Genomic DNA, 19768 nt, shown 5'->3' with positions numbered 1-19768 from the left:
GTTGGAGGTTGGAAATGTCCGCGCGTGGTGACTTGGTACCGCTTCAGCCGGGCGACCGTGCGCCGAACTTGGTTCTCGACGCCATTACCCAGGAAGGCAAGATTGCGCTTGACGACTTTCGCGGACAAAAACCGGTGCTGGTCGGCCTGTTTCGAGGTCTGCATTGTGCGTTTTGCCGGCGCCATATCGCCGCCCAGGCGCGGCTTGATCCGGAACTGCGCGAAAAGGGCGTGGAGAGCCTGACGGTGGTCAACACGCCGATCGAACGGGCGCGTCTCTATTTCCGCTACCACCCGATACCGAATCTGCTCGCGGCCTCCGACCCTGAACGCGCTTCACATCGTGCTTTTGGACTGCCCAATCTCGAATTCACCCAAAACGAGACGAAATGGCCGTACAAGGTCTCGATGGCAGCGGTAATGGATATGCGGGTCGACATACCAAGCGAGTTGCCCGGTCCTATGGATCCTCTTGCGGCCGGCGAAATCCTCGACAAGAAGGACAATTACGAAATGACCGAAGCCGACGAGCAGATGATGGCAACGGGACACGGACAACTGGTCGGTCAGTTCCTGCTGGACCGGCAGGGGATCGTCCGCTGGAGCTTCACGGAGGTTCCAGAGGGTGGGCGATACATGTTTGGGGCGCCAAACCCGCAGGAGCTGATGTCAGCCGTGTCCCAAGTCGCCCAATAGATTCGCGAACGAGGTAAACGAGCGGGACACTGAAATGACACTGACAAGTTCACCGCTCTTCGAGCACAGCCTCGACAATGGCAACAAAGTCATCGAGTGAGCGGTCTCCGCGAATCTCGATGCGCGGAAGGTCGATGGGATCGCAGTCGAGGCCCGCCGACCCGTGTCTGCCGCCGAAGCCGATTCGATAGCCGCACTCCTTGGCCAGCCTGCCAAGCCGTCGGTCGGTGACAGAGAAGGGTGCCGCGAACGCCGTGGTTGGCCGACCGGTCCACCGTTCGATAAACATACGAGAGCGCAGGAGCTCAGCGGCCAAGTCAGAACTCGACAGACCATCGATTGCGCGATGCGTCGCCAGATGGCTTCCGAAGAACGCACCTTCGGCGGAGAGGCGCCGCACAGTCCCGGCGTCCATAAGCTGCGTCGGCGGACCGGTATAGGCGTCCCACTGTGCACTTTCACCCACCAAGTCCGTCACCAGGAACACTTCCGCGGTCAGGTCGTTCGCGCGCAAGGTCGGCCAGGCGTGGTCGGCAAAGTTCTGGAAGCCGTCATCGAAGGTGACGAGCACTGGGCGACCAACGAAAGGGCGACGGTTGGCGATGAACTCTTCCAACTGCTCAGACCCAATCGCGTGAAAGCCATTGGAGCGCAGCCATGCCATCTGGCTGGCGAATGCGGCGGGCGTGAGCCGAAAACGGGCGAGAGCGGCCGGACCATCATCGGAGACGCTGTGATACATGAGGACAGGAATACGCTGCCGCCGCTCGCTACGCGCAACGTCGCGGCGCAAGGCCCGCGCGCCGCCCCAGACGATATTTCGCGCGACCCCGATTTCGATGCGCGCGCGGATTGGCACATGATCTATCATCGGTTCCGTCGCCACGTCGTCGGGTGACAGGCGGCGGAAGCGGTCTATGCGATAGAGCTCGGTCTGGATCGATTGCTCCAAGACGAGGCCTTCAGTCGCTGCCAGCGTCTCCGAGATCGCTTGTGCACCGAATGTGTTCCAGTCGAAGCCCGTCCTTTCAACATTGTCACGCAGCACGAATGCGTGTGCGCTGATGAAACTGCCGCCAGGCGCCAACGCCTCTGCGAATTTTTTGGCGATGCGCCGCAACTCGGCCAGATCATCCAGATAGTAAAGCACTTCCGAACAGAAGATCAGATCCATCTCACCCGGCAGCGTGTCGGCAGAGAAATCCAGTACGCCGAATTCAATATTCGGCTGATCGCCGCATCGCGCGCGGGCCCGTTCGATGGCTATGGCGGAGATGTCGGTTGCGGTCAAATGGCCCACTCGCGGCGCCAGCTGCCGCGTGAAATGGCCCTCCGCGCAGGCCAGCTCAAGCGCCCGTTCGATGGGACCGGCAGGCAGAATTTCGAGTTGCCGCTGATATTTTTCCTGCTCATAGGGCGAACCGTAGTTCCAGGGATCCTCGGTCGCGAAATAGCCATTCCAGAACGACGTGCGATCCTTGTCGTGCCTGACCCGTGCGCGGCGCGGCGCCGCGGGAGGCTCTGCAGGTTCGGCGCTCGACCTAACCAGCTCCCGCGCTTCCTCGGCCAATTGGGCGAGTCTGCCGAAGTGACTGTCCGGATCGGACCGGCGTTCAAGCCGCTCAGGGGGCACGACATTCAGGAGCAATTCAATCCAATGACGCCTTGTCACTGTCCCGAGCACGCCGAATTGCACGACAGCCGCGATCTGGCCATCCATCATCAGATAGGCATAGATTTGATCGATTCCTTGCGGAATTTCGGTCGAGGCCGGATTTCGACCGTCGACGCGAATTCCAAGTGTCCGCGCCAGCCTGCGCGGCGCGGCAAGATCGTCGACGTCGAGAAGCATTTGCTCAAGGTGATACTGGACGCGGCGACCCGCGACGGGGTTGTCCCAGAGCTTGCCGAGTTCGATGATCAACTCGGTGAAGGAGCCGCCGAACCTGTCCCACCTGGCAGCCAATTGCGCTGGCACCGATAAGCTTCCTACCATAAGGCCATCGAAGGCCACCTTGGCGATCTCACGCGCCCACTTACGTCCTGCCGGGAGCGCGCGCAGCGACTGCGGGTTGATCGAGCGTGAGCCGCAGCCGCAATCCGACGCGGCGTTCCACAACGCGAACCACGCGAGTGCCTCGGAAGCGGTGTGGCCGCTCGCCTCGATCGCTCCATTGGCGTGTGCTGATGCTGGGTGTTTAACCCTGGGATCAGGAGAAAAGCCGCGGGTGATCACGATTTCCGCATCTACCAGCATCTGCGCCGAATTGCGGCTGAGCGAGTTGGGGCTGGCTCGATAGAAAGCGAGCGGCTTGTCGACCATCACCCAATTTTTGCCTAGACGCGCGAGGCGCTGCCACAGATCCCAGTCCTCGCAGGTGCGCAGCGACACATCGAAACCGCCCAACTCGACAATTGTCTCCCGGTCGACTAGCAGCGCGTGAGTGCGGATGGCACACCGGCGGGCGAGTGTTTCGAAGGGCTGGGTCGCAACCTCCGTCGAGATGCTCGGCGGGGTGAGTTCGCCATCGGGCATCACGCGCCGAGAACCGCAATAGGCCGCCACTGCATCGGGAGCTGTTTTCAGCGCGGCCAGCATCTTCGCAAGGAAGCTGGCATCCACCCAATCGTCCGCATCCAGAAACATCAGCCAATGGCCGCGCGCTGTCGAAATCCCGCTATTGCGCGCGCCGGCGGCGCTATACGCGCAAGAGTTCAATGTCCGAAATCGGGCATCGCGCTCCACATAACCGGCGATGATCGCGGAGGTGCGGTCAGTGGAGGCGTCGTCGATGATGATCGCCTCCCAATCCACTATTTCCTGATCGAGAAGGCAATCGAGTGCGCGCGCCAGCGTTGCCTCCGCGTTGTGCGCAGGAACCACGATTGAAACCAAGGGATTATGCGCCACGCCGTCTTACCCGCGCCGAAGATACAACGAGAGTCCCGAAACATAGCCGGCGATTTCTTGCCAAAGGGAACGGTCCTCAGGCACGCTGCGTCCAAACAGTCTCCTGCGAACTCTTCCGAGCCGCCGCGACGCCGCCATTTGGCTGCAGAGCGAGCTTGCTCCTGTCGTGCTACTGATGTTGGAAGCCTGGCGCAGCATTCGCATCCGTGCCGCCGAGCTTGGGCGCCAGCTGTCGCAGATGCACGTCAAAGCAAGCACGCCGCATACTCATGTCGATCCCCGGAATCGGCGCCATGACCAAAAGCTGCGGTCCCTGGCGCCGTACGACTGCAATAGCTATGGCAAACTGACGTCCTTTGCAATCGGGGGGCGCATTAAAGCAAGCCACTGAAGCCTTGGTGTGAATGACTGCAGTTATCGGGACTACTGCTCCCCTCTTATCGACCGAAATGCCTCGATACCGAGGTGCACTCTCGAACAGCCATTCTCCGTGCGAAGAACACCTTCCTTCTACCGTTGGGCCCGCACCGGAAGCTGATCGTCGCAGTATACAGCCGGACGCGAGGCAGTATGTGTACCGCCATGTCATCTAATTTAGATATTTCTAATGAGTCCGCGCTACTTAATTGCACTCCAGTAGCTATAGCCCGATATTGTATTGCTCATTTCGATAGTAGATTTCATCCAGTGGTTGATTAGACTAGCCGATTATGGCCTCTATAACAAGAGATGCGAAAGCTACACCAGTCGGAACTCGTTTATTTGCTGCTAGTCCAAGAGATGTAAAAGGGACGCACGAATTGGTTTAAGCCAAGAAGATTCCGGCTTGCGAGCCGGGTATTTTGCTGACATTCTTATCCGTTTCTGAGTTTCGCACTGTGGCAGTTGTTCAAAAGAAGGGGCATAAGGATGGCCAAGGAATCTTCGAATAGCGCATCTCCAGCAAATAAAGCGGACGTAAATCTAATAGGTAATGCAGACGGAAACGGGCTGGCCTTCATGGCGGCCCAGGCTCGCGAGAGCGGAGGCCCCGGCGACGCTGTAGGTGTCGACAAGATACGTGATCTGCTGTTCGGCAACCAGATGCAGGACTATGACCGCCGTTTTTCCAAGCTTGAAGAACGGTTCTTGCAGCGCTTCAAGGATGTCGAATCCGAGGCCAAGCGCAATCTTGAAATGTACGAGTCAAATGCAAAAAAGCAGGTCGAATCGCTTGCGGGGCAATTGCGGAACGAAAAAGATGCACGAGCCGAGGCCGACAAGGAGATTGACCGGAATCTTCGCGAGCAAAATCAGGCGCTTGAAAAGCAGGTGCGCGCGTTGTCGGATCAATTGAGCGAGCTTGAGCGCGAAGTTGCGGACCGGATAAATCGAAGCGATCAATTGCTGCGTGAGGAAATCAAGCAAAAGAATGAAACCATTCAGATGGTAATGGAGAAAATGTTTTCCGATCTCAGCAACGTCAAGACCGACCGAAATCTTTTGGCTGGCCTGTTTGTCGAGGTTGCAAAATGTCTAAATCAGGATCCCGTCGGCAGCAAGAGCAACTCGGAACGTAGCTGGAAAGTGAGTTGATCGGAACTTGACGTCGACCGTCGACCCAATCAGCCTTCCTCAAGCGGCTTCGAACGATACAGAGATTGATCGCGAGGCTCTGGCTAGTCTTTTGGTCGAAATTGCCCGGAACGTTGATCCGGACTATCGTGCGCGTTTCGACGGAGTTCCAACCGCCGATCCTCGCATGGAAACGCTGCGCCAGTTGCTGGTCGGCCGCGAAATTTCGGAGCTTTCACGAGTTACGCACCTGCTCGACGAACCTGAGCAGCTTGCGTCTGCAGTTGGGGGTGTTCTCCCCAGTGCAGCCGCACGCGCGCCTTATGCGCAACTCGGCGAGGCCCTTGCGCCAGCTGTCGAGAGGGCCGTGCAACGGTCCATCCAGAAGAGCCCGCGCACGCTTACGGATATATTATACCCGGTGTTTCTGCCGGCAATTCGCAAGTCGATCGGGGAAAAGATCGATCAGACCTTTCAGTCGCTGAATGAAACTTTAAGACATATATTTACCTGGCATGGGCTCAAGTGGAGATTTGAAGCTTGGAGAACTGGTGCAAGCTTCTCAGAAGTTGTTCTTAAGCATTCACTTGTCTACCGTGTAGAACATGTCTTTCTCATTAACCGCAATTCCGGGCTTTTGATAGCGCATGTAACTGCCGATAATGCAACTAGCGAAGATCCTCAACTCATTTCTTCGATGCTTAGTGCAATTCAAGATTTTGTGAAAGATTCATTTAACGAGAAAGAACAGAGCGGCCTGGACACTATCCGTTTTGGGGAGCTTCGTCTCTGGTCAGAAGTTGGACCGTTTGCGACGTTGGTTGCGGTGATCCGGGGAAATCCGCCAGAGGAATTACATGAAATAATTCGCGATGTGTTGCTTCGCATCCATGATGAATGCTCACAGGCTTTAGAGCAGTTTGACGGCGACAGTTCGCAGCTGGCCGGCGTAGAGATGCAGTTGCAGACCTGCGTTGAACTGAAGCAGGAGGACTCAAACCAGGGATTTCCGTGGCTGGTGGTGGCTGCAGTCCTGCTGGTTTTGATTCCGGCAGGCGGTTGGTTCTTTCTTTCCTGGCAATCCGGGCAGCGCTGGCAGGCCTATGTGTCGCGGCTGAGTACCCAGCCGGGCATCATCGTTGCCGAACAAAAAATGCGCGATGGCCAATTCTATATTGCCGGCCTGAGAGACCCGCTTGCCGCCGACCCGCAGTCACTGTTGTCCGGAACGCAGGTCGATCCCGCCCGCGTTCATTCACACTGGCAATTCTATCAGAGCCTTGAGCCGGAGTTCGTGCTGAAGCGGCTGACGGCGTCGCTGGCTCCGCTGGATTCAGTACGACTTTCGATCGTCAATGATCGCATCATTGCCGAGGGTGAGGCTCCCGACACCTGGATAGATCGGGCACGCGCAGCGGCCCGACAGCTTTCGGCAGGCGGACCGGTATTCGACATCTCCAAGGTTCGTGATGTGAGCCCCGAAGCACGCGCGGCGGAGCGCTGGCAGGCCTATGTGTCGCGGCTGAGTACCCAGCCGGGCATCATCGTTGCCGAACAAAAGGTGCGCGATGGCCAATTCTATATTGCCGGCCTGAGAGACCCGCTTGCCGCCGACCCGCAGTCGCTGTTGTCCGGAACGCAGGTCGATCCCGCTCGCGTTCATTCGCAGTGGCAATTCTATCAGAGCCTTGAGCCGGAGTTCGTGCTGAAGCGGCTAACGGAGTCGCTGACCCCACCGAAATCAGTTCGACTTTCGATCGTCAATGATCGCATCATTGCCGAGGGTGAGGCTCCCGACACCTGGATAGATCGGGCACGCGCAGCGGCCCGGCAGCTTTCGGCAGGCGGACCGGAATTCGACATCTCCAAGGTTCGTGATGTGAGCCCCGAAGCACGCGCGGCGGAGCACTGGCAGCATTATGTGTCGCGACTTGAGGCCCAAGCGGGGATCATCGTCGCCCAACAAACGGCGAGGGGCGGACATTTCTACATTTCCGGCCTGAGAGACCCGCAGGCCGCCGACCCGCAGGCTCTGCTGTCCGGAACAGGGGTTGATCCGGCTCGCGTTCATTCGCAGTGGCAATTCTATCAGAGCCTTGATCCGAAGTTCGTGGTGAAGCGGCTGATGGCATCGCTGGCCCCGCCGGATTCAGTACGATTTTCGATCATCAAGGATCGCATCGTTCTCGTGGGTGAGGCTCCTGCCGCCTGGATAGATCGGGCGCGGGTCGCCGCCCAACAACTGGCCGCGGACGGACTCTCTCTAGAAATTTCCGAGCTGCGCGAGTTGACCCCTCAGGAACTCACTCGTTTGAGGGAGGCTATCCAAGCGGTCGACATTTTCTTCGATTCTGGCAAGGCTGTACCGGGACCAGAGCAACTGCCAGTTCTCGACAAATTGGCGAATCAGTTGAAGGAATTGGCCAAGGACGCCCGCAAGGCGGGCGTAACAGCACAGTTCATGTTGACTGGCCATTCGGACGCCGTGGGCCGTGAGACGACCAACGCGTCAATCAGCGCCGCCCGCGCCGAGACAGTTCGTGCGCTTCTCAAGAAGCGCGGCGTCGCTCCGGAATCGCTTTTGGTTCGCGGCGCGGGCACCTTTGAGCCGGCGGAGACTGAGAATAGCCGAACCGGGAGCTCCGCCAATCGCAGAGTTTCGGTTACGGTAAACTTCCACTAGGCGGAGCCCAGGATATTGCAAAAGAAGATCTGCATGTTGGGCGGGTTCGCTGTCGGAAAGACGAGTCTGGTTCGCAGGTTTGTGCAAAGCATCTTTTCAGAAACCTACTTGACCACGGTGGGAGTGAAAATCGACAAGAAGAGCGTCGCATTCCCAGACAAAACCGTGGATCTGATTCTGTGGGATTTGGCCGGCGAAGACGATATCGGCTCATTTCGCGTCAGCTATGTGCGAGGTGCGAGCGGGCTCGTGCTTGTCGTCGATGGAACCCGCGCCGCTACACTTGCCGTGGCGCTCACGCTGCGCGAGCGGGCCGAGGCCGAATTCGGCGCTATGCCGTTTGTATTGCTGTTCAACAAATCCGATCTGGCCGATCGGTGGGCAATAACGGATAGTGAGATTAACGAACTGAGGCAACTTGGATGGCAAATCTATCTAACAAGCGCGCTTTCGGGTGAACATGTTGATGATGCATTTCGTCAGCTTGCTTCGATGGTCACCAAATAAACCATGCATGGATTGCCAAGAGAAGTCAGAAACTGGATTTACGATTTCTTCTACAACGAGCACTCTGTCGCATATCTGAAAATTGACGCCCAGCTTTGCATCGCTGCGAAGGGCGGTAGTGTTGAACATTACGGACTCTCATCACTTCGCATTGGTAGGCCTGTTGCCGAGCAGCTCGAATTCATGGAGGGTTTACTGCCTTGCCCGGAGCTGCCATATCATATGGCCATGGTCGAACTGCCCAGCGGGCGTGTCGCGGACCTTCATCTTTTTGCTGACAATGCCTGCGTGTGGCTGCTTTTTCTTGACGCCACTGCCGAACGCGACAATAGGCAGCGGCTTCAACAGAAGGCTTATGAAATGACACTCCTGCAAGAGAGGGAGCGTCAACTCAACGAAAAATTACAATTGACGAACGAGGCGTTGAGGCAGAGCCAAGAGGGATTGTCGCGTGAATACCAGCGCGCCGAAAGCCTACTCCTCAACATTCTTCCAGCGTCGATCGCGGAGCGGTTAAAAGCGGACGAACAAATTGCAGACAACCACGCTGAGGTGAGTGTGCTTTTTGCCGACATCGTCGGCTTTACGGAAAGAGCGCGGAGCGTCGGAGCCGAGACAACGCTCGCTATTTTAAATTACTTCTTCAAGGCGGCGGATCTGCTCTCGGAACGATACGGCTGCGAAAAGATCAAGACAATTGGCGATTGTGTGATGGTGGTCGCTGGCCTCCCCGTCGCGCGATCCGATCATGCGGAAGCCCTTGCGCACTATGCACTTGAACTGCGGAAGGCGGTTAAGCTCGAGCGCTTCGCAGGAGAACCGCTAAGACTCAGAATTGGAATTCACTCAGGACCAATCGTCGCGGGCGTCATAGGCAAAAGGCGGTTTGCCTACGACCTGTGGGGCGAGACCGTTAATCTCGCAGCACGTATTCAAACGTCCGCGGAGCCCGATGAAATCCGTATTTCGGATGCAACTCACAAACTGCTTGGACCGGATTTTGCTTGCGACCCACTCGCGGAAACGGAATTGCGTGGTACAGGTCGTGTACGAATGTGGCGGCTCCCGGCCTGATTTGCCGCTTGGCAGTGCCGACCCTGGAGCGCAGCTTGCTCGATCCATCGGCATCAGCTTTCAGCAGCTCCAGAAATACAAGAACGCTAAGAACAGCCGAGATGCGGACGGAACGGAGCTTAAAGTCCGCCGAACCTACACTATCGCCGCCGATTCCCCCTACTCCACTCGATTGTTCTGAAGCATCAGAACGCATTGATCCATCGAGGAAAATCTTTCCGCTGACGATGAAGAACCGTATCCCGGATCCGTCAGAAATTCTCGCTCTTGAATTCAAAGGAGAATTTCGGCGATCCGCTCGGTTTCACAAACTATCGATATCGGTTGGTCTATTCTCCTCGGAGTCCTCCGCAAAAGCGGCGTCTCCAGCCTGGCAAAAAAACCGTCAGCGATGATGAAGTCCGTCGTCCGTCGGTAGTGTGGCCCTCGCGCCGGTTGCGATACGGCGCACCATTCGCGGATTGAACGACGCCGCTTCAAGCGATCGCAGCTCGGCTTCCGACCGGACTACGGCAAGCGTCGCCGGCGACCTGCCGGGCGTCAGTCGCGCGATATGGACAGCCCCGTGAGAAGCGGAGCGTACGCGGCGAGCCTGCGGGATACGAACTCCGTGAAGAGCCGCACGCGCTTCGTCTTGCGTGTTTCCCCCTGTGTGAGAAGCCAGAGCGTTCCGTACATGTGCAGGTCTGTGCCCGGCACCCTCACCAGCAGGGGGTCGGCATCTCCGACGAAGCACGGCAGTGTCGTGATCCCGAGGCCCTGCCGTACAGCAACGATCTGCGCGTCGGCGCCCGTAGTCCTGAACGGAACCTCCGTGGTGCGAACCTCACCCTCGCTGGCCCAATCCGGAATTCCATGCATGCTTATGACGATCCACCGGATGGGATCAAGCGCGCCCGCACGCCATGCGGCTAGTCTATCCCGGGACATGTAGACGCCGCCGAACACCTCCGGTCCCTTCAGGCCGTGAAGATTGAGCGGCAGGGTTTTGCGGTCGTAAACGACGCGGATCGCGACATCGGCCTCTCGGTTGGTCAGATTTGCCAGCTCGCCGGACGACAGGATTTCCATCTCGATGTCCGGATGCAGACGCGCGAAATCGGCGAAGTCCGGCATGAGCAGGTGTGTCGCAAGGGTCGGAGCCAACGTCACCCGCAGAAGCCCGCGCACGCTCTGGTCGCGACCGAAGACGCGCGTCTCCAACTGGTGCGACGACGCTTCCATCTGGTTCGCGAGCTCGAGGACCTCCTCGCCCGCAGCCGTCAGGCGGTAGCCCGAAGGCAGCTTTTCGAACATCTGCGCCCCGAGGCGTTCCTCGAGCTGAGCGATGCGTCGCAGCACGGTCGAGTGATTCACCCCGAGGCGCTCGGCGGCAGCCCGCACTGAGCCTCCGCGCGCGACGGCAAGAAAGTAGCGAATGTCATCCCAGTCGATCATGGTGCAATCCGGCACCGCGCGGTGCGCCTTCCAAAGTCTGTATCTAACACATCGAACAGCAATACAGGCGGTCATCATAGCCTATGTCGACGAGCGCGGCCCAATTGCGAAAAGCGGACACCGATCGTCGCGGCTGGCGTCGGTCGTCCAGCCGGATCGATTTTGCACCACCGATGTGCGCGCTTCCGCACTCAACAACTGACGCCGGCGGACCCATTTCGAGGGTCTCGGAGGCAGATGCTGTCCCGACACCACGACAGGAGAAGTCATGGGAAAGCTCGAGGGTAAGGTTGCAGTCATCACGGGTGGATCGAGCGGCATGGCGCTGGCGAGCGCCAAGCGGTTCGTCGAAGAAGGCGCCTATGTTTTCATCACGGGCCGGAGACAGGAGGCGCTGGACGAGGCCGTCAAGCTGATCGGCCGGAACGTGACCGGCGTGCGCGGCGACGCTGCCAATCTCGACGACCTCGACCGCCTGTTCGATACAGTCAAGCGGGAAAAGGGCAAGATCGACATCCTGTACGCGAGCGCCGGCACGGGCGAAGCCGTCCCACTGGGCGAGATTACCGAGCAGCATTTCGATGCGACCTTCGGGCTGAATTCGCGTGGCACGCTGTTTACGGTTCAGAAGTTGTTGCCGCTGTTCAACGATGGCGGATCGATCTTCATGACCGGGTCAGTTGCTTCGATCAAAGGTTTTCCTGGTTACAGCGTGTATGCGGCGAGCAAGGCGGCGCTGCACGCATTCGCACGCGGGTGGCTCAACGAGCTCAAGGGCAGGAATATCCGGGTGAACGTGCTGCACCCGGGGCCGATCGCCACACCGATGCAGGACCAAGTTCTCACCGAGGAGGCGAAGCAGATGTTCGAATCCCTGATCCCGCGGGGAAAGATGGGGCGTCCTGAGGAAGTTGCCGCGGCCGCGCTGTTTCTTGCTTCAGACGATTCGAGCTTTGTGAATGGGGTGGAGTTGTCTGTCGACGGCGGCTTCTCGGCCATCTGAAATCGCGCCGGATCGCGGGAAGCGGCTGATCGGCGGGAACTAGCGTGTCCATGGTTCACGGCGAGACGTCTACGCAAAGGTCGCCACACAGCAGAACGGATAACCCAGCGCCGTTGAAGGCCGGGGAATCAATACCAACACGGATCGGAGAAGTATTATGAGCTACGCAATTGTAGGATTCGGTAAGGTAGGCCAGGCCCTCGCCCACGCCTTTGCCCGTAAAAACATCAAGGTGACCGTCGCGAGCCGCCGTCCGCCCGAGGCGTTGGCGCCGCAAGCTCGGGCGATCGGACCCACGGTCGTCGCCAAGTCGCTGCGGGATGCGCTTGAGGCCGACACAATCATCTTGGCGGTCCCGTTCGGGGAGCATCGCGAGGTTGCGAAAGCCCTGCCGAGCTGGGAAGGCAAGACAGTCATCGACGCGATGAACGCGTTAGTTCCCCCCGAGGAACTGGACGGTCTCCCATCCTCCGCCTTCGTCGCGAAGGCGTTCACCGGCGCCAAATTCGTGAAAGGTTTCAATCACCTGATTGCGGCCACCTTGGCTGCCGATCCGATCGTCGAGGGCGGCCACAGGGTCGTCTTTCTGTCGAGCGACGACGAGGACGCGATCGCTCCCGTGGCGACCTTGGCCAAACAACTCGGGTTCGCACCCGTCAAGCTGGGAAAGCTCAACGAGGGTGGCGCGCTGGTGCACGCACGCGGCCGCACTTGGGGCCAGCTCATCTTCCAGGATTTGTTCAAGAAGGAGCAGTAATCGATCTACGACCGTGCGATCGGCGCCGAGAACTGGTCGCGCGCGCCAATTTCTTCGAGCAGCGCGCGACCGAATATTTGAACGCCACAAAGTCGCGAAGGTTGGGCTGGGCCTGACGGCGTATGGGCCGGTTAGCCTCGGCAAGATCGCGGAAGGCGGTCAGCTAGTGCAGGCGCGGGACAAGAGCTGGGCGCCATTGATCTTCCAGGACCTGTTCAAAAAGGACAAATGAACCATGTACGACCATGTAATCTGGCCGGAGCGGTATGACCCCAGAACGTCGGCCATCTATGCGCTGAACGACATCGACGTTAAGGCGCCGCCTGAAGTGGTCTGGAAGCTGCTCGTCGATGCCGAGAATTGGCTGAGCTACTTTCCTGCCGAAGACCAGGTCAAGATCCTGACAGGTGAGGCGGAACTGGCGCTCGGAACCACGTACAGTCGAGTCACCGTCGGATTCCCGATGAGCCTTGTCGTGACCGAGTTCGAGCCCTTGCGCCGGCTCGCTTGGGCGACGACAGTCGACGGCGATGAGACCGGCTCGAGCGCATATCACGGCTGGGTTATCACGCCGACTAACGATGGCTGCCATGTCCTGACCGAGGAGACGCAACAGGGAGCCTGGTTTCTGGACCTTCTCGGGCACAAGCATCCCGGCGCGCTCTACCGCTATCATCAGGAGTGGGTCGAAAGCCTCGCCCGCGCAGCGGAGGCTGAAGCAACAAAGAAAGCGAGCTGACGCCCCTGTCCTGGCGCTATCCACGCTTCCCAACGCTGCCTTCGTCCGGATGTTGCCCGTACTCGACGGGCGACAATCTGCGCTTCCAGCCTGGATCAGTGGATCGATCGCCTTGTTCACCTATAATTTGGAGATGAAATAACATGAATATCGAACTGAAGGGCCGCAAGGCGATCGTTACGGGGTCAACGGCAGGCATCGGCCGTGCTACCGCGGAGGGACTAGCCCGTGCCGGCGCATCGGTCGTCATCAACGGCCGTGGATACGTCCGGATTGACGAGGCGGTACGGCAGATGCGACAGGCCTTTCCCGGAAGCGACATCTCGGGTATCGCCGCCGATCTTGCGACAACGGAGGGTGCCGAAGCCTTGATCGCGCAGGCGCCGGACGCCGATATCCTTGTGAACAACGTGGGCACGGCTCACATCCGGGGCTACAGTGGCGTCGAGGACATCGCGAAGATCCCGGACGAGGACTGGCTTGGTCTCTTCCAGTTGAATGTAATGAGTGGCGTGCGCGTGACCCGTCATTATCTGCCGCGGATGGTGGCGAAAGGCTGGGGCCGCGTCGTGTTTGTAAGTAGCGAGTCCGCAGTCAACATCCCCAAGGAAATGCTTGACTACGGCATGACTAAGACAGCTCAACTCGCGGTCTCGCGCGGGCTTGCCGAGGCGGTCGCGGGCACGGGCGTCACCGTCAACGCCGTCCTGCCGGGACCCACCCGCTCTGAGATCCTGGGCGACTTCATGGCGAAGCAGGCTGACGCAAACGGGATCACGCTTCAGGAAGCCGAGCAGGGCTTCCTGAAGGCGATGCGTCCGACCACCCTCATCCAACGCTTCGCGACCACCGACGAGGTAGCCAACATGATCATCTACGCATGCTCGGAGCAGGCTTCGGCGACAACCGGCGCGGCTTTACGGGTGGATGGCGGCGTGGTCCGTTTCGTCGCGTAGCAGGACGCCAAATTGTTCCGCTCGCCGACTTAGGTCCGCCGTCGGCCAAGCTGCTGAAGAACGGCACGCCGAAGGTCTACAAGGATCTGCCGCACGGCAGCCCACGCCCCACGCAGACATCATCAAGGCGGACCTGCTGGCCTTCTTTAAGGCCTGATGCCGCGGTTGCCGACTTCAACGTTCGCCGCGGATTTTGTGCCAGCATCTGCGGGCAAGCGGCATTGGCTGGTACAGCACGACGGTCGGCGTCATGCAGCTCGTCGCCAGCCTCATTGCGGGAGCACTCTGGAACTACGGGGGCACGAGAGCGTATTCAGCTATGGCGCCCTTTTCGCTGTGCTCGGCGGCCTTGTGCTCGTCTCGTTGGTCTCGACCGGGCTTAGACCCTGATACAAATCCCCGGAACATGAGGTCTATTGTCCGAGGATTTTTATCGGCGCTCCAATCCCAATCCGAAGCATGTGCCGTGAACGGCGCGGTGTATCGATCCCCTTGAACATCTCGACACACAATCGCAAGGTCTATCGCCGATCTGCAAAACTGCTGCTCGTTCTTGCAGAATCGCCCGCGAACTATCGCCCACTATCGGGGACCAACAATTTCCGAATGTATCCGACAGTACTCCAATCTACTCCACGGTACTTCACTCCCACTCGATCGTTCGGCCCTATGCTAACTAATTGAATTTTCCCAAGAAAATATTTTTTCGGTCCAAATACTACCGGCCTAGGACCCGTCAGGATCCTACCGTTCTGATTTAGTTGGCGAATTTTGGCCAACCCCCACGAGCGATCTATCGACTACTATTGGCTCTCGGCCTGCCTTTCCAGGCCTGACATTCGAAACGTGAGCACACCCAAAAGTACCGTCAGGTTCCCGACCAACGATAGCTACGCGACCAGGCAAAGCCGCAGCGGCATCAAACATCCTTCAACCACGGAGGATAAACATGACCAAGAAGCCAGATCGCGTTCGCATCCTGACGATACCGTATCAGGATTACGACGACAAAGACCCGGTGGGATATTCCGGTCCCGCCACCGTGCTGACCGGGCTACCACGAAACATCCGACGGAATGAGCTCCGGCTCATCGTACCGCTCGCCGACAGCACGATCTATGAAATGGAAAAACGCGAGGAATTCCCTCGCCGCTTCAATCTCACGCCGCGATGCATCGTGTGGGACCTGGAGGAGGTCGAAGCGTGGCTGGAGCAGCGCCGCCAGACCTGTCTTGAGGGCCGAGCGAAGATCGCGCCCGGGCCGGATGTCCATCAGCGCAAAGCCCGGCCGGTCAAACAGACTGATAGGTCATCGGACTAAGACTGAAGCCATCGCATCCCATGGATGCGATGGCTTATCGTTGCAGACCGTTGGCATCGTCAGTTGGTGCGAAGGCTTCCATTTCCGCCGCCTCAGCGGCAATCGTCGCGAGTTGCAGTTGGGCGTCCATCTTCTTCAGCCGCGGTCGGGCCCATTCGATGAAAGCATGAAAGGCGGACGCTTCCTCGGAGACGGGGTCAGCGGGAAGCGTCGTCAGAAACGTCCGTAGTCGATCACGCGGCTCTGCCTGCGCGAGCTTGCGATCGAGATATTCCACCCGCTGTTCTTCGAGCTTGGCCAGCCGCGCCTGCTCGGCACACCGCTGGCGGGCAATCTCCACGAGCCGTGCCCGCTCGTGAGTGAAGCGGAACACGCTTGTTCGTTCAGATCGCGGCGAGCGCGATCTTTCGCAAATCGTCGGCGTAGAGTTCCGGCGTTTCCCAGGCCGGAAAATGCCCGCCGCGGAAAGACGGTGTAGCTCCGCACATTGTAGAGCCGCTCGGCCCGCTCGCGCGGCGCGAGCGTCAGATCATGTGGCCACATAGCGACGGCGGTGGGGACATGCACGAAGTCATCTGCCCGCAGCGGCGGCCGCAGCCGGGCGGCGTCGTAATAGTAGCGGACAGACGACCCGATCGTGTTGGTCATCCAGTAGATCGTCAGAGTGTCAGTCAAGGCTTCGAGTGGCCAGACAGAGAGGATGTCGCCATCGCAGTCCGTCCAGGCCCGAAATTTCTCGACAATCCACGAGGCGAGGCCAACAGGACTGTCGGCAAGCCCAAAGGCGAGAGTTTGTGGCCTCGAGCTCTGGATCGCCTGATAGCCCCCTTCCTCCCGGCTCCACAGTTGGAGGCGCTCGTCATAGTCGATCTCGGCTTTCGACAGGGGCGACGCATCTTCTGGAATCGGCTTTAGCGCGACCGCCGAGACATGCAGAGCCAGCAAACGCGCCGCATGCCGAAGGGCTATCCGGGTGGCAAGGCCGGAGCCGATGTCAGTCCCGGCCACGACGAACCGCCCATAGCCCAGCATCGTCATTAGCTTCGGATAAAGGTCACTGGGCTCCGCCTCGTAGGGCCGGATTGGCCTGTCCGAGTAGCCGAAGCCGGGCATGGTGGGGATCACGACATCGAATGCCGGCGTTCCCTGGGTAAGCAGCGGCGCTATGCGCTGAAACTCCACGAAGCTGGACGGCCACCCGTTCATCAGCAGTAGCGGGATAGATCCACTTTGTCCGCTGCGAAAATGCAGAAAGTGTATGCCATGGCCGTCGACCGTCGTCCAGAAATGGGGAAGCTGGTTAAGCCGGTCTCGCCGCTGCGCCCAGTCATAGCCGTCACGCCAGAAATCGATGAACTGGTTGAGGACGCCGCGCTCGGTTCCCATGGTCCAGTCGTCAGTTACTGCGTCGGCCCAACGCGTCCGTGCGAGGCGGCTACGAAGGTCAGCGGCCTGGTCCGCATCATAGGGAATCTGGAAGGCAGTGATCATGATCGATTCCTTGGCTGTAGTGCAGCAGAAGACCGGCCGACCGGTCTAATTCGAATTGACCTCCGATGTGCGCTTCAGCCTATTAGCATGGCTCGAACGTCGGGCGGTGCTATTGCCGACTATGTGTTTCCGAGCCGCATTGACCATGCGAACCACATGGCACCCGACAGTACGCCCGACTCATCGGGTGACGACAGCCATCGGATGACTTGCTTCCAGTGGTGTTGCGGATCTGCCGGTGAGGGCTGATGTCGGTGATTCAGCCGATATCGACGTTCATGGCGAAGTCCCAGGTGCCAGCGCCGTTTTTGGCGAGGCCAATCATCATCAAACCGAGCGCCTCCAGCGTCTGGGCCATGTGCAAGCCGCCCACGTCGAGCGGACGCAGCCCGAGACTTTCGAGGAACGTCGAGACGCGCGCTTTCGCCTCCGCATCGTCGGCTGCGATGAAAGCGTCGAGGCGTCCACCCTTCGCAAGCACGTGACCAAAGATCGTGTTGAACGCCTTCACAACATGCGCGCCGGCGGGGAGGCCCTTTGCGGTCTCCTGCGCGCCAGAACTGCCGTGGGGCGTGACGAGGCCCGAGAGGTCGGGGGCAACCGGGTTGGCGATGTCGACGATCACCTTGCCATCGAGCGCTTTCCCAAAGTCGGCCACCGCCGCCGCTGCACCGCTGTACGGCACGGCGAGGATGACGATGTCGCCCGCGGGGGCGGCTCCGTATGTCCCAGTGGTCGCTCCGGCTCCAAGTTGGTCGGCGAGCGCCCGCGCCTTGGCGGGGTCGCGGCCGACCACCTCGACAGTGTGTCCAGCCTTGGCGACACGGCCGGCAATCGCCGTGGCCATAGTTCCAGAGCCAATGATGCTGATAATGCTCATGTGCAGTCTCCTATTGAGATGGGGTTATTGCTGGTGGTCTCTAGACGGGGGATCCCGTTTATTGGTTTGACGAATTACGGGATCGCGATACGGCCCGCCGGGAAGTAATGGCCGTTGTCGAGGTCCTCGATCAGGCCCGGCTGAACTGGATCCCAGCCGAGAGTCTGGCGGGTGATGGCGTTGGACGCCGGAAGGTTCAGCGTGACCAAATTCGCGAGAAAGCCGAAGAAGCCAGGCAACATCAGTACGTCCGCAGGGATAGGCACGGCGGGTACGCTCATACGGCTGCCAATGGCCTCAGCGATCTCGCGGAACCGGATGCCGTCGCGCTCAATCCCGTGCCAATATTTGCCAGCCGGCCCCTTCTCCAGCGCCAGGCGGAACAGGGAGGCCAAGTCGCGGGCATGCACAGCCGGCCAGAGGTTCGCGCCGTCTCCGGGGTAACCGATAACGCCCTTCTCCTTCGCGAGACCGATCAGCAGCTGGAGGAAGCCGGCATCGGTCGTGCTGTGCGCGATGGGAGGAATTCGGACGACCGAAGACCGCACGCCCCGTCCCGCTAAGCCGATCACGGCGAGTTCCACGGCGTTACGAACCCGCAGGGTGCCCTTGTATGCATCGCCGCCGGGAAGAGCCGGATCTTCCTCGGTGGCTGGCCGGCCCAGGTTTTCCCACCCCGGCGAGCCGATGCTCCCCGAGACGACGAGCGGCTTTCCGGTCCCCGCCAGCGCCTCGCCGTAGGCGAGCATGATCTGGAGTTCCGCGGCGGCCACGGCGTCGATCCCGCCAGAGGGCAGCAGGTCTTGCCGGTGCGCGACGTGGATGACGCCGTCGGACTCCGCCGCCGCGGCCTTGAGCCCGTCGAGGTCGGTGATATCCCCGCGACGTGCCTTGGCGCCGAGCGCCGACACCGCAGTCGCGGATGTGTCCGATCGGGCCAGGCCAATGACCTCATGTCCGGCCGCGATGAGCTCGGGGATGATATACGAACCGATATGGCCGGTCCCGCCAGTAACTAAAACGCGCATACTGCTGCTCCTTGGGTAATGTGATGCGAGACGTGGTGCCGTGGGCTCAGCCGAGGAGGCTGACGCGGATTGAGAAGTTGGTGTGTTTGATGGAGTGGGTCATGAGGCCCAGCCACAGCATGCAGGCGTGCTCTAACGTCCGCGCCATAATCAGCCGCCCGGTATCCATCGGACGTAGTCCGAGGCTGTCGATGAACGCCGAGACGCGCGCCTTCGCCTGAGAGTCGTCCCCGGCGATGAACACGTCCAATGGATGGCCCCCGATTGGACCGACAGCCAGGACCTGGGCGTTCTGGGTGTTGAACGCCTTGACGATAGTGGCATTGGCAGGAGCAACCTTGGCGATCTCCTGCGCGCCGAAACTGTCTTCAGGAGTCAAGAAAACCCTGAAGTCGGATTTGATGGGGTTGGTGATGTCGACGAGGAGCTTGCCTGCCAGCTTCTCGCCGTACTGCTTCACCACGTCGAGAACGGCCGAAAAAGGCACCGCCAAGATGACGATGTCCCCGACCGGAGCGGCGCCAAACGTTCCGGTCGTCGCGCCGGCTCCAACCTGCTCGGCCAGCGCCCCCGCCTTGGCGGCGTCGCGACTCATCACCTCGACGCTGTGTCCGGCTTTGGCGGCAAGGCCGCCGATCGCTGCGGCCATACCGCCTGAGCCGATGATGCTGATGGTGCTCATGTTCATTTTCCTCGCGGGGCGGGCAGCGCCTTTGTTGCCATTTGTGCAGA

Annotated in this window: 17 protein-coding genes; 10 read left to right on the top strand and 7 right to left on the bottom strand. The window is 59.7% G+C overall.

Annotated features, from left to right (window positions below; translation table 11 throughout):
• Positions 1-14 precede the first annotated feature (14 nt).
• Positions 15-695 carry a redoxin domain-containing protein gene (locus RPG13_RS11050; protein ID WP_337125022.1) on the top strand — a complete coding sequence of 227 codons (681 nt, stop codon included), beginning with the start codon at positions 15-17 and terminating at the stop codon, positions 693-695.
• A 49-nt stretch (positions 696-744) separates the two neighbouring features.
• Here the strand turns inward: RPG13_RS11050 and RPG13_RS11045 are convergent, their stop codons facing one another.
• A complete protein-coding gene (locus RPG13_RS11045; protein ID WP_337125021.1) occupies positions 745-3606 on the bottom strand; it encodes a trifunctional glycosyltransferase/class I SAM-dependent methyltransferase/polysaccharide deacetylase in 2862 nt (953 codons plus the stop codon).
• A 909-nt stretch (positions 3607-4515) separates the two neighbouring features.
• On the opposite strand from RPG13_RS11045, the gene RPG13_RS11040 reads away from it, so the two are divergent.
• Genes RPG13_RS11040 through RPG13_RS11025 form a run of 4 tightly spaced genes read left to right on the top strand, consistent with a single transcriptional unit; the run spans position 4516 to position 9424 of the window.
• A complete protein-coding gene (locus RPG13_RS11040) occupies positions 4516-5181 on the top strand; it encodes a hypothetical protein (protein WP_095483607.1) in 666 nt (221 codons plus the stop codon).
• Between the two features lie 7 nt (positions 5182-5188).
• Positions 5189-7843: an OmpA family protein gene (locus RPG13_RS11035; protein WP_337125020.1), complete on the top strand. Its 2655-nt coding sequence runs from the start codon at positions 5189-5191 to the stop codon at positions 7841-7843.
• A 15-nt stretch (positions 7844-7858) separates the two neighbouring features.
• On the top strand, positions 7859-8350 hold the full coding sequence (locus tag RPG13_RS11030; protein WP_245458105.1) for a Rab family GTPase: 492 nt from the start codon (positions 7859-7861) through the stop codon (positions 8348-8350).
• 3 nt (positions 8351-8353) lie between these two features.
• Entirely contained in the window at positions 8354-9424 is a 1071-nt protein-coding gene (locus tag RPG13_RS11025; protein WP_126103600.1) for an adenylate/guanylate cyclase domain-containing protein, read from the top strand.
• Between the two features lie 540 nt (positions 9425-9964).
• Here the strand turns inward: RPG13_RS11025 and RPG13_RS11020 are convergent.
• Positions 9965-10861, bottom strand: coding sequence for a LysR family transcriptional regulator (locus RPG13_RS11020; protein WP_126103601.1), 897 nt, complete (start codon positions 10859-10861; stop codon positions 9965-9967).
• Positions 10862-11129: 268 nt separating this feature from the next.
• Here RPG13_RS11020 and RPG13_RS11015 point away from each other — a divergent pair, with 268 nt between their 5' ends.
• From RPG13_RS11015 to RPG13_RS10995, 5 genes are all read left to right on the top strand, one after another.
• Positions 11130-11864, top strand: coding sequence for an SDR family NAD(P)-dependent oxidoreductase (locus RPG13_RS11015; protein WP_126103602.1), 735 nt, complete (start codon positions 11130-11132; stop codon positions 11862-11864).
• A gap of 157 nt (positions 11865-12021) precedes the next feature.
• Complete coding sequence (locus RPG13_RS11010; RefSeq protein WP_245458106.1) at positions 12022-12621, top strand: NADPH-dependent F420 reductase; 600 nt, start codon at positions 12022-12024, stop codon at positions 12619-12621.
• A gap of 235 nt (positions 12622-12856) precedes the next feature.
• On the top strand, positions 12857-13360 hold the full coding sequence (locus tag RPG13_RS11005; RefSeq protein ID WP_126103604.1) for an SRPBCC domain-containing protein: 504 nt from the start codon (positions 12857-12859) through the stop codon (positions 13358-13360).
• Positions 13361-13503: 143 nt separating this feature from the next.
• Complete coding sequence (locus RPG13_RS11000) at positions 13504-14316, top strand: SDR family NAD(P)-dependent oxidoreductase (protein ID WP_126103605.1); 813 nt, start codon at positions 13504-13506, stop codon at positions 14314-14316.
• Between the two features lie 949 nt (positions 14317-15265).
• On the top strand, positions 15266-15637 hold the full coding sequence (locus RPG13_RS10995; RefSeq protein WP_126103606.1) for a helix-turn-helix transcriptional regulator: 372 nt from the start codon (positions 15266-15268) through the stop codon (positions 15635-15637).
• Positions 15638-15671: 34 nt separating this feature from the next.
• Here the strand turns inward: RPG13_RS10995 and RPG13_RS10990 are convergent, their stop codons facing one another.
• From RPG13_RS10990 to RPG13_RS10970, 5 genes are all read right to left on the bottom strand, one after another.
• Complete coding sequence (locus RPG13_RS10990) at positions 15672-15914, bottom strand: hypothetical protein (RefSeq protein ID WP_337125019.1); 243 nt, start codon at positions 15912-15914, stop codon at positions 15672-15674.
• Positions 15851-17128 carry an epoxide hydrolase family protein gene (locus tag RPG13_RS10985; protein WP_337125018.1) on the bottom strand — a complete coding sequence of 426 codons (1278 nt, stop codon included), beginning with the start codon at positions 17126-17128 and terminating at the stop codon, positions 15851-15853. The genes RPG13_RS10990 and RPG13_RS10985 overlap by 64 nt, the downstream gene beginning before the upstream one ends.
• Before the next feature lie 259 nt (positions 17129-17387).
• A complete protein-coding gene (locus RPG13_RS10980) occupies positions 17388-18008 on the bottom strand; it encodes an NADPH-dependent F420 reductase (RefSeq protein WP_027152442.1) in 621 nt (206 codons plus the stop codon).
• Between the two features lie 74 nt (positions 18009-18082).
• Positions 18083-19036 (bottom strand): SDR family oxidoreductase, encoded by a 954-nt coding sequence (locus RPG13_RS10975; RefSeq protein WP_337125017.1) that lies wholly within the window; start codon positions 19034-19036, stop codon positions 18083-18085.
• A gap of 46 nt (positions 19037-19082) precedes the next feature.
• The gene (locus RPG13_RS10970; protein WP_337125016.1) at positions 19083-19718 is read right to left on the bottom strand and encodes an NADPH-dependent F420 reductase; all 636 of its coding nucleotides are present in this window, start codon (positions 19716-19718) and stop codon (positions 19083-19085) included.
• Positions 19719-19768: the final 50 nt, after the last annotated feature.

This window comes from Mesorhizobium sp. ISC15 (assembly GCF_037162615.1).
GTDB lineage: Bacteria > Pseudomonadota > Alphaproteobacteria > Rhizobiales > Rhizobiaceae > Mesorhizobium > Mesorhizobium mediterraneum.
Note: the sequence above shows the minus strand (reverse complement) of the source record. Positions and strands in the feature narration are given on the sequence as shown.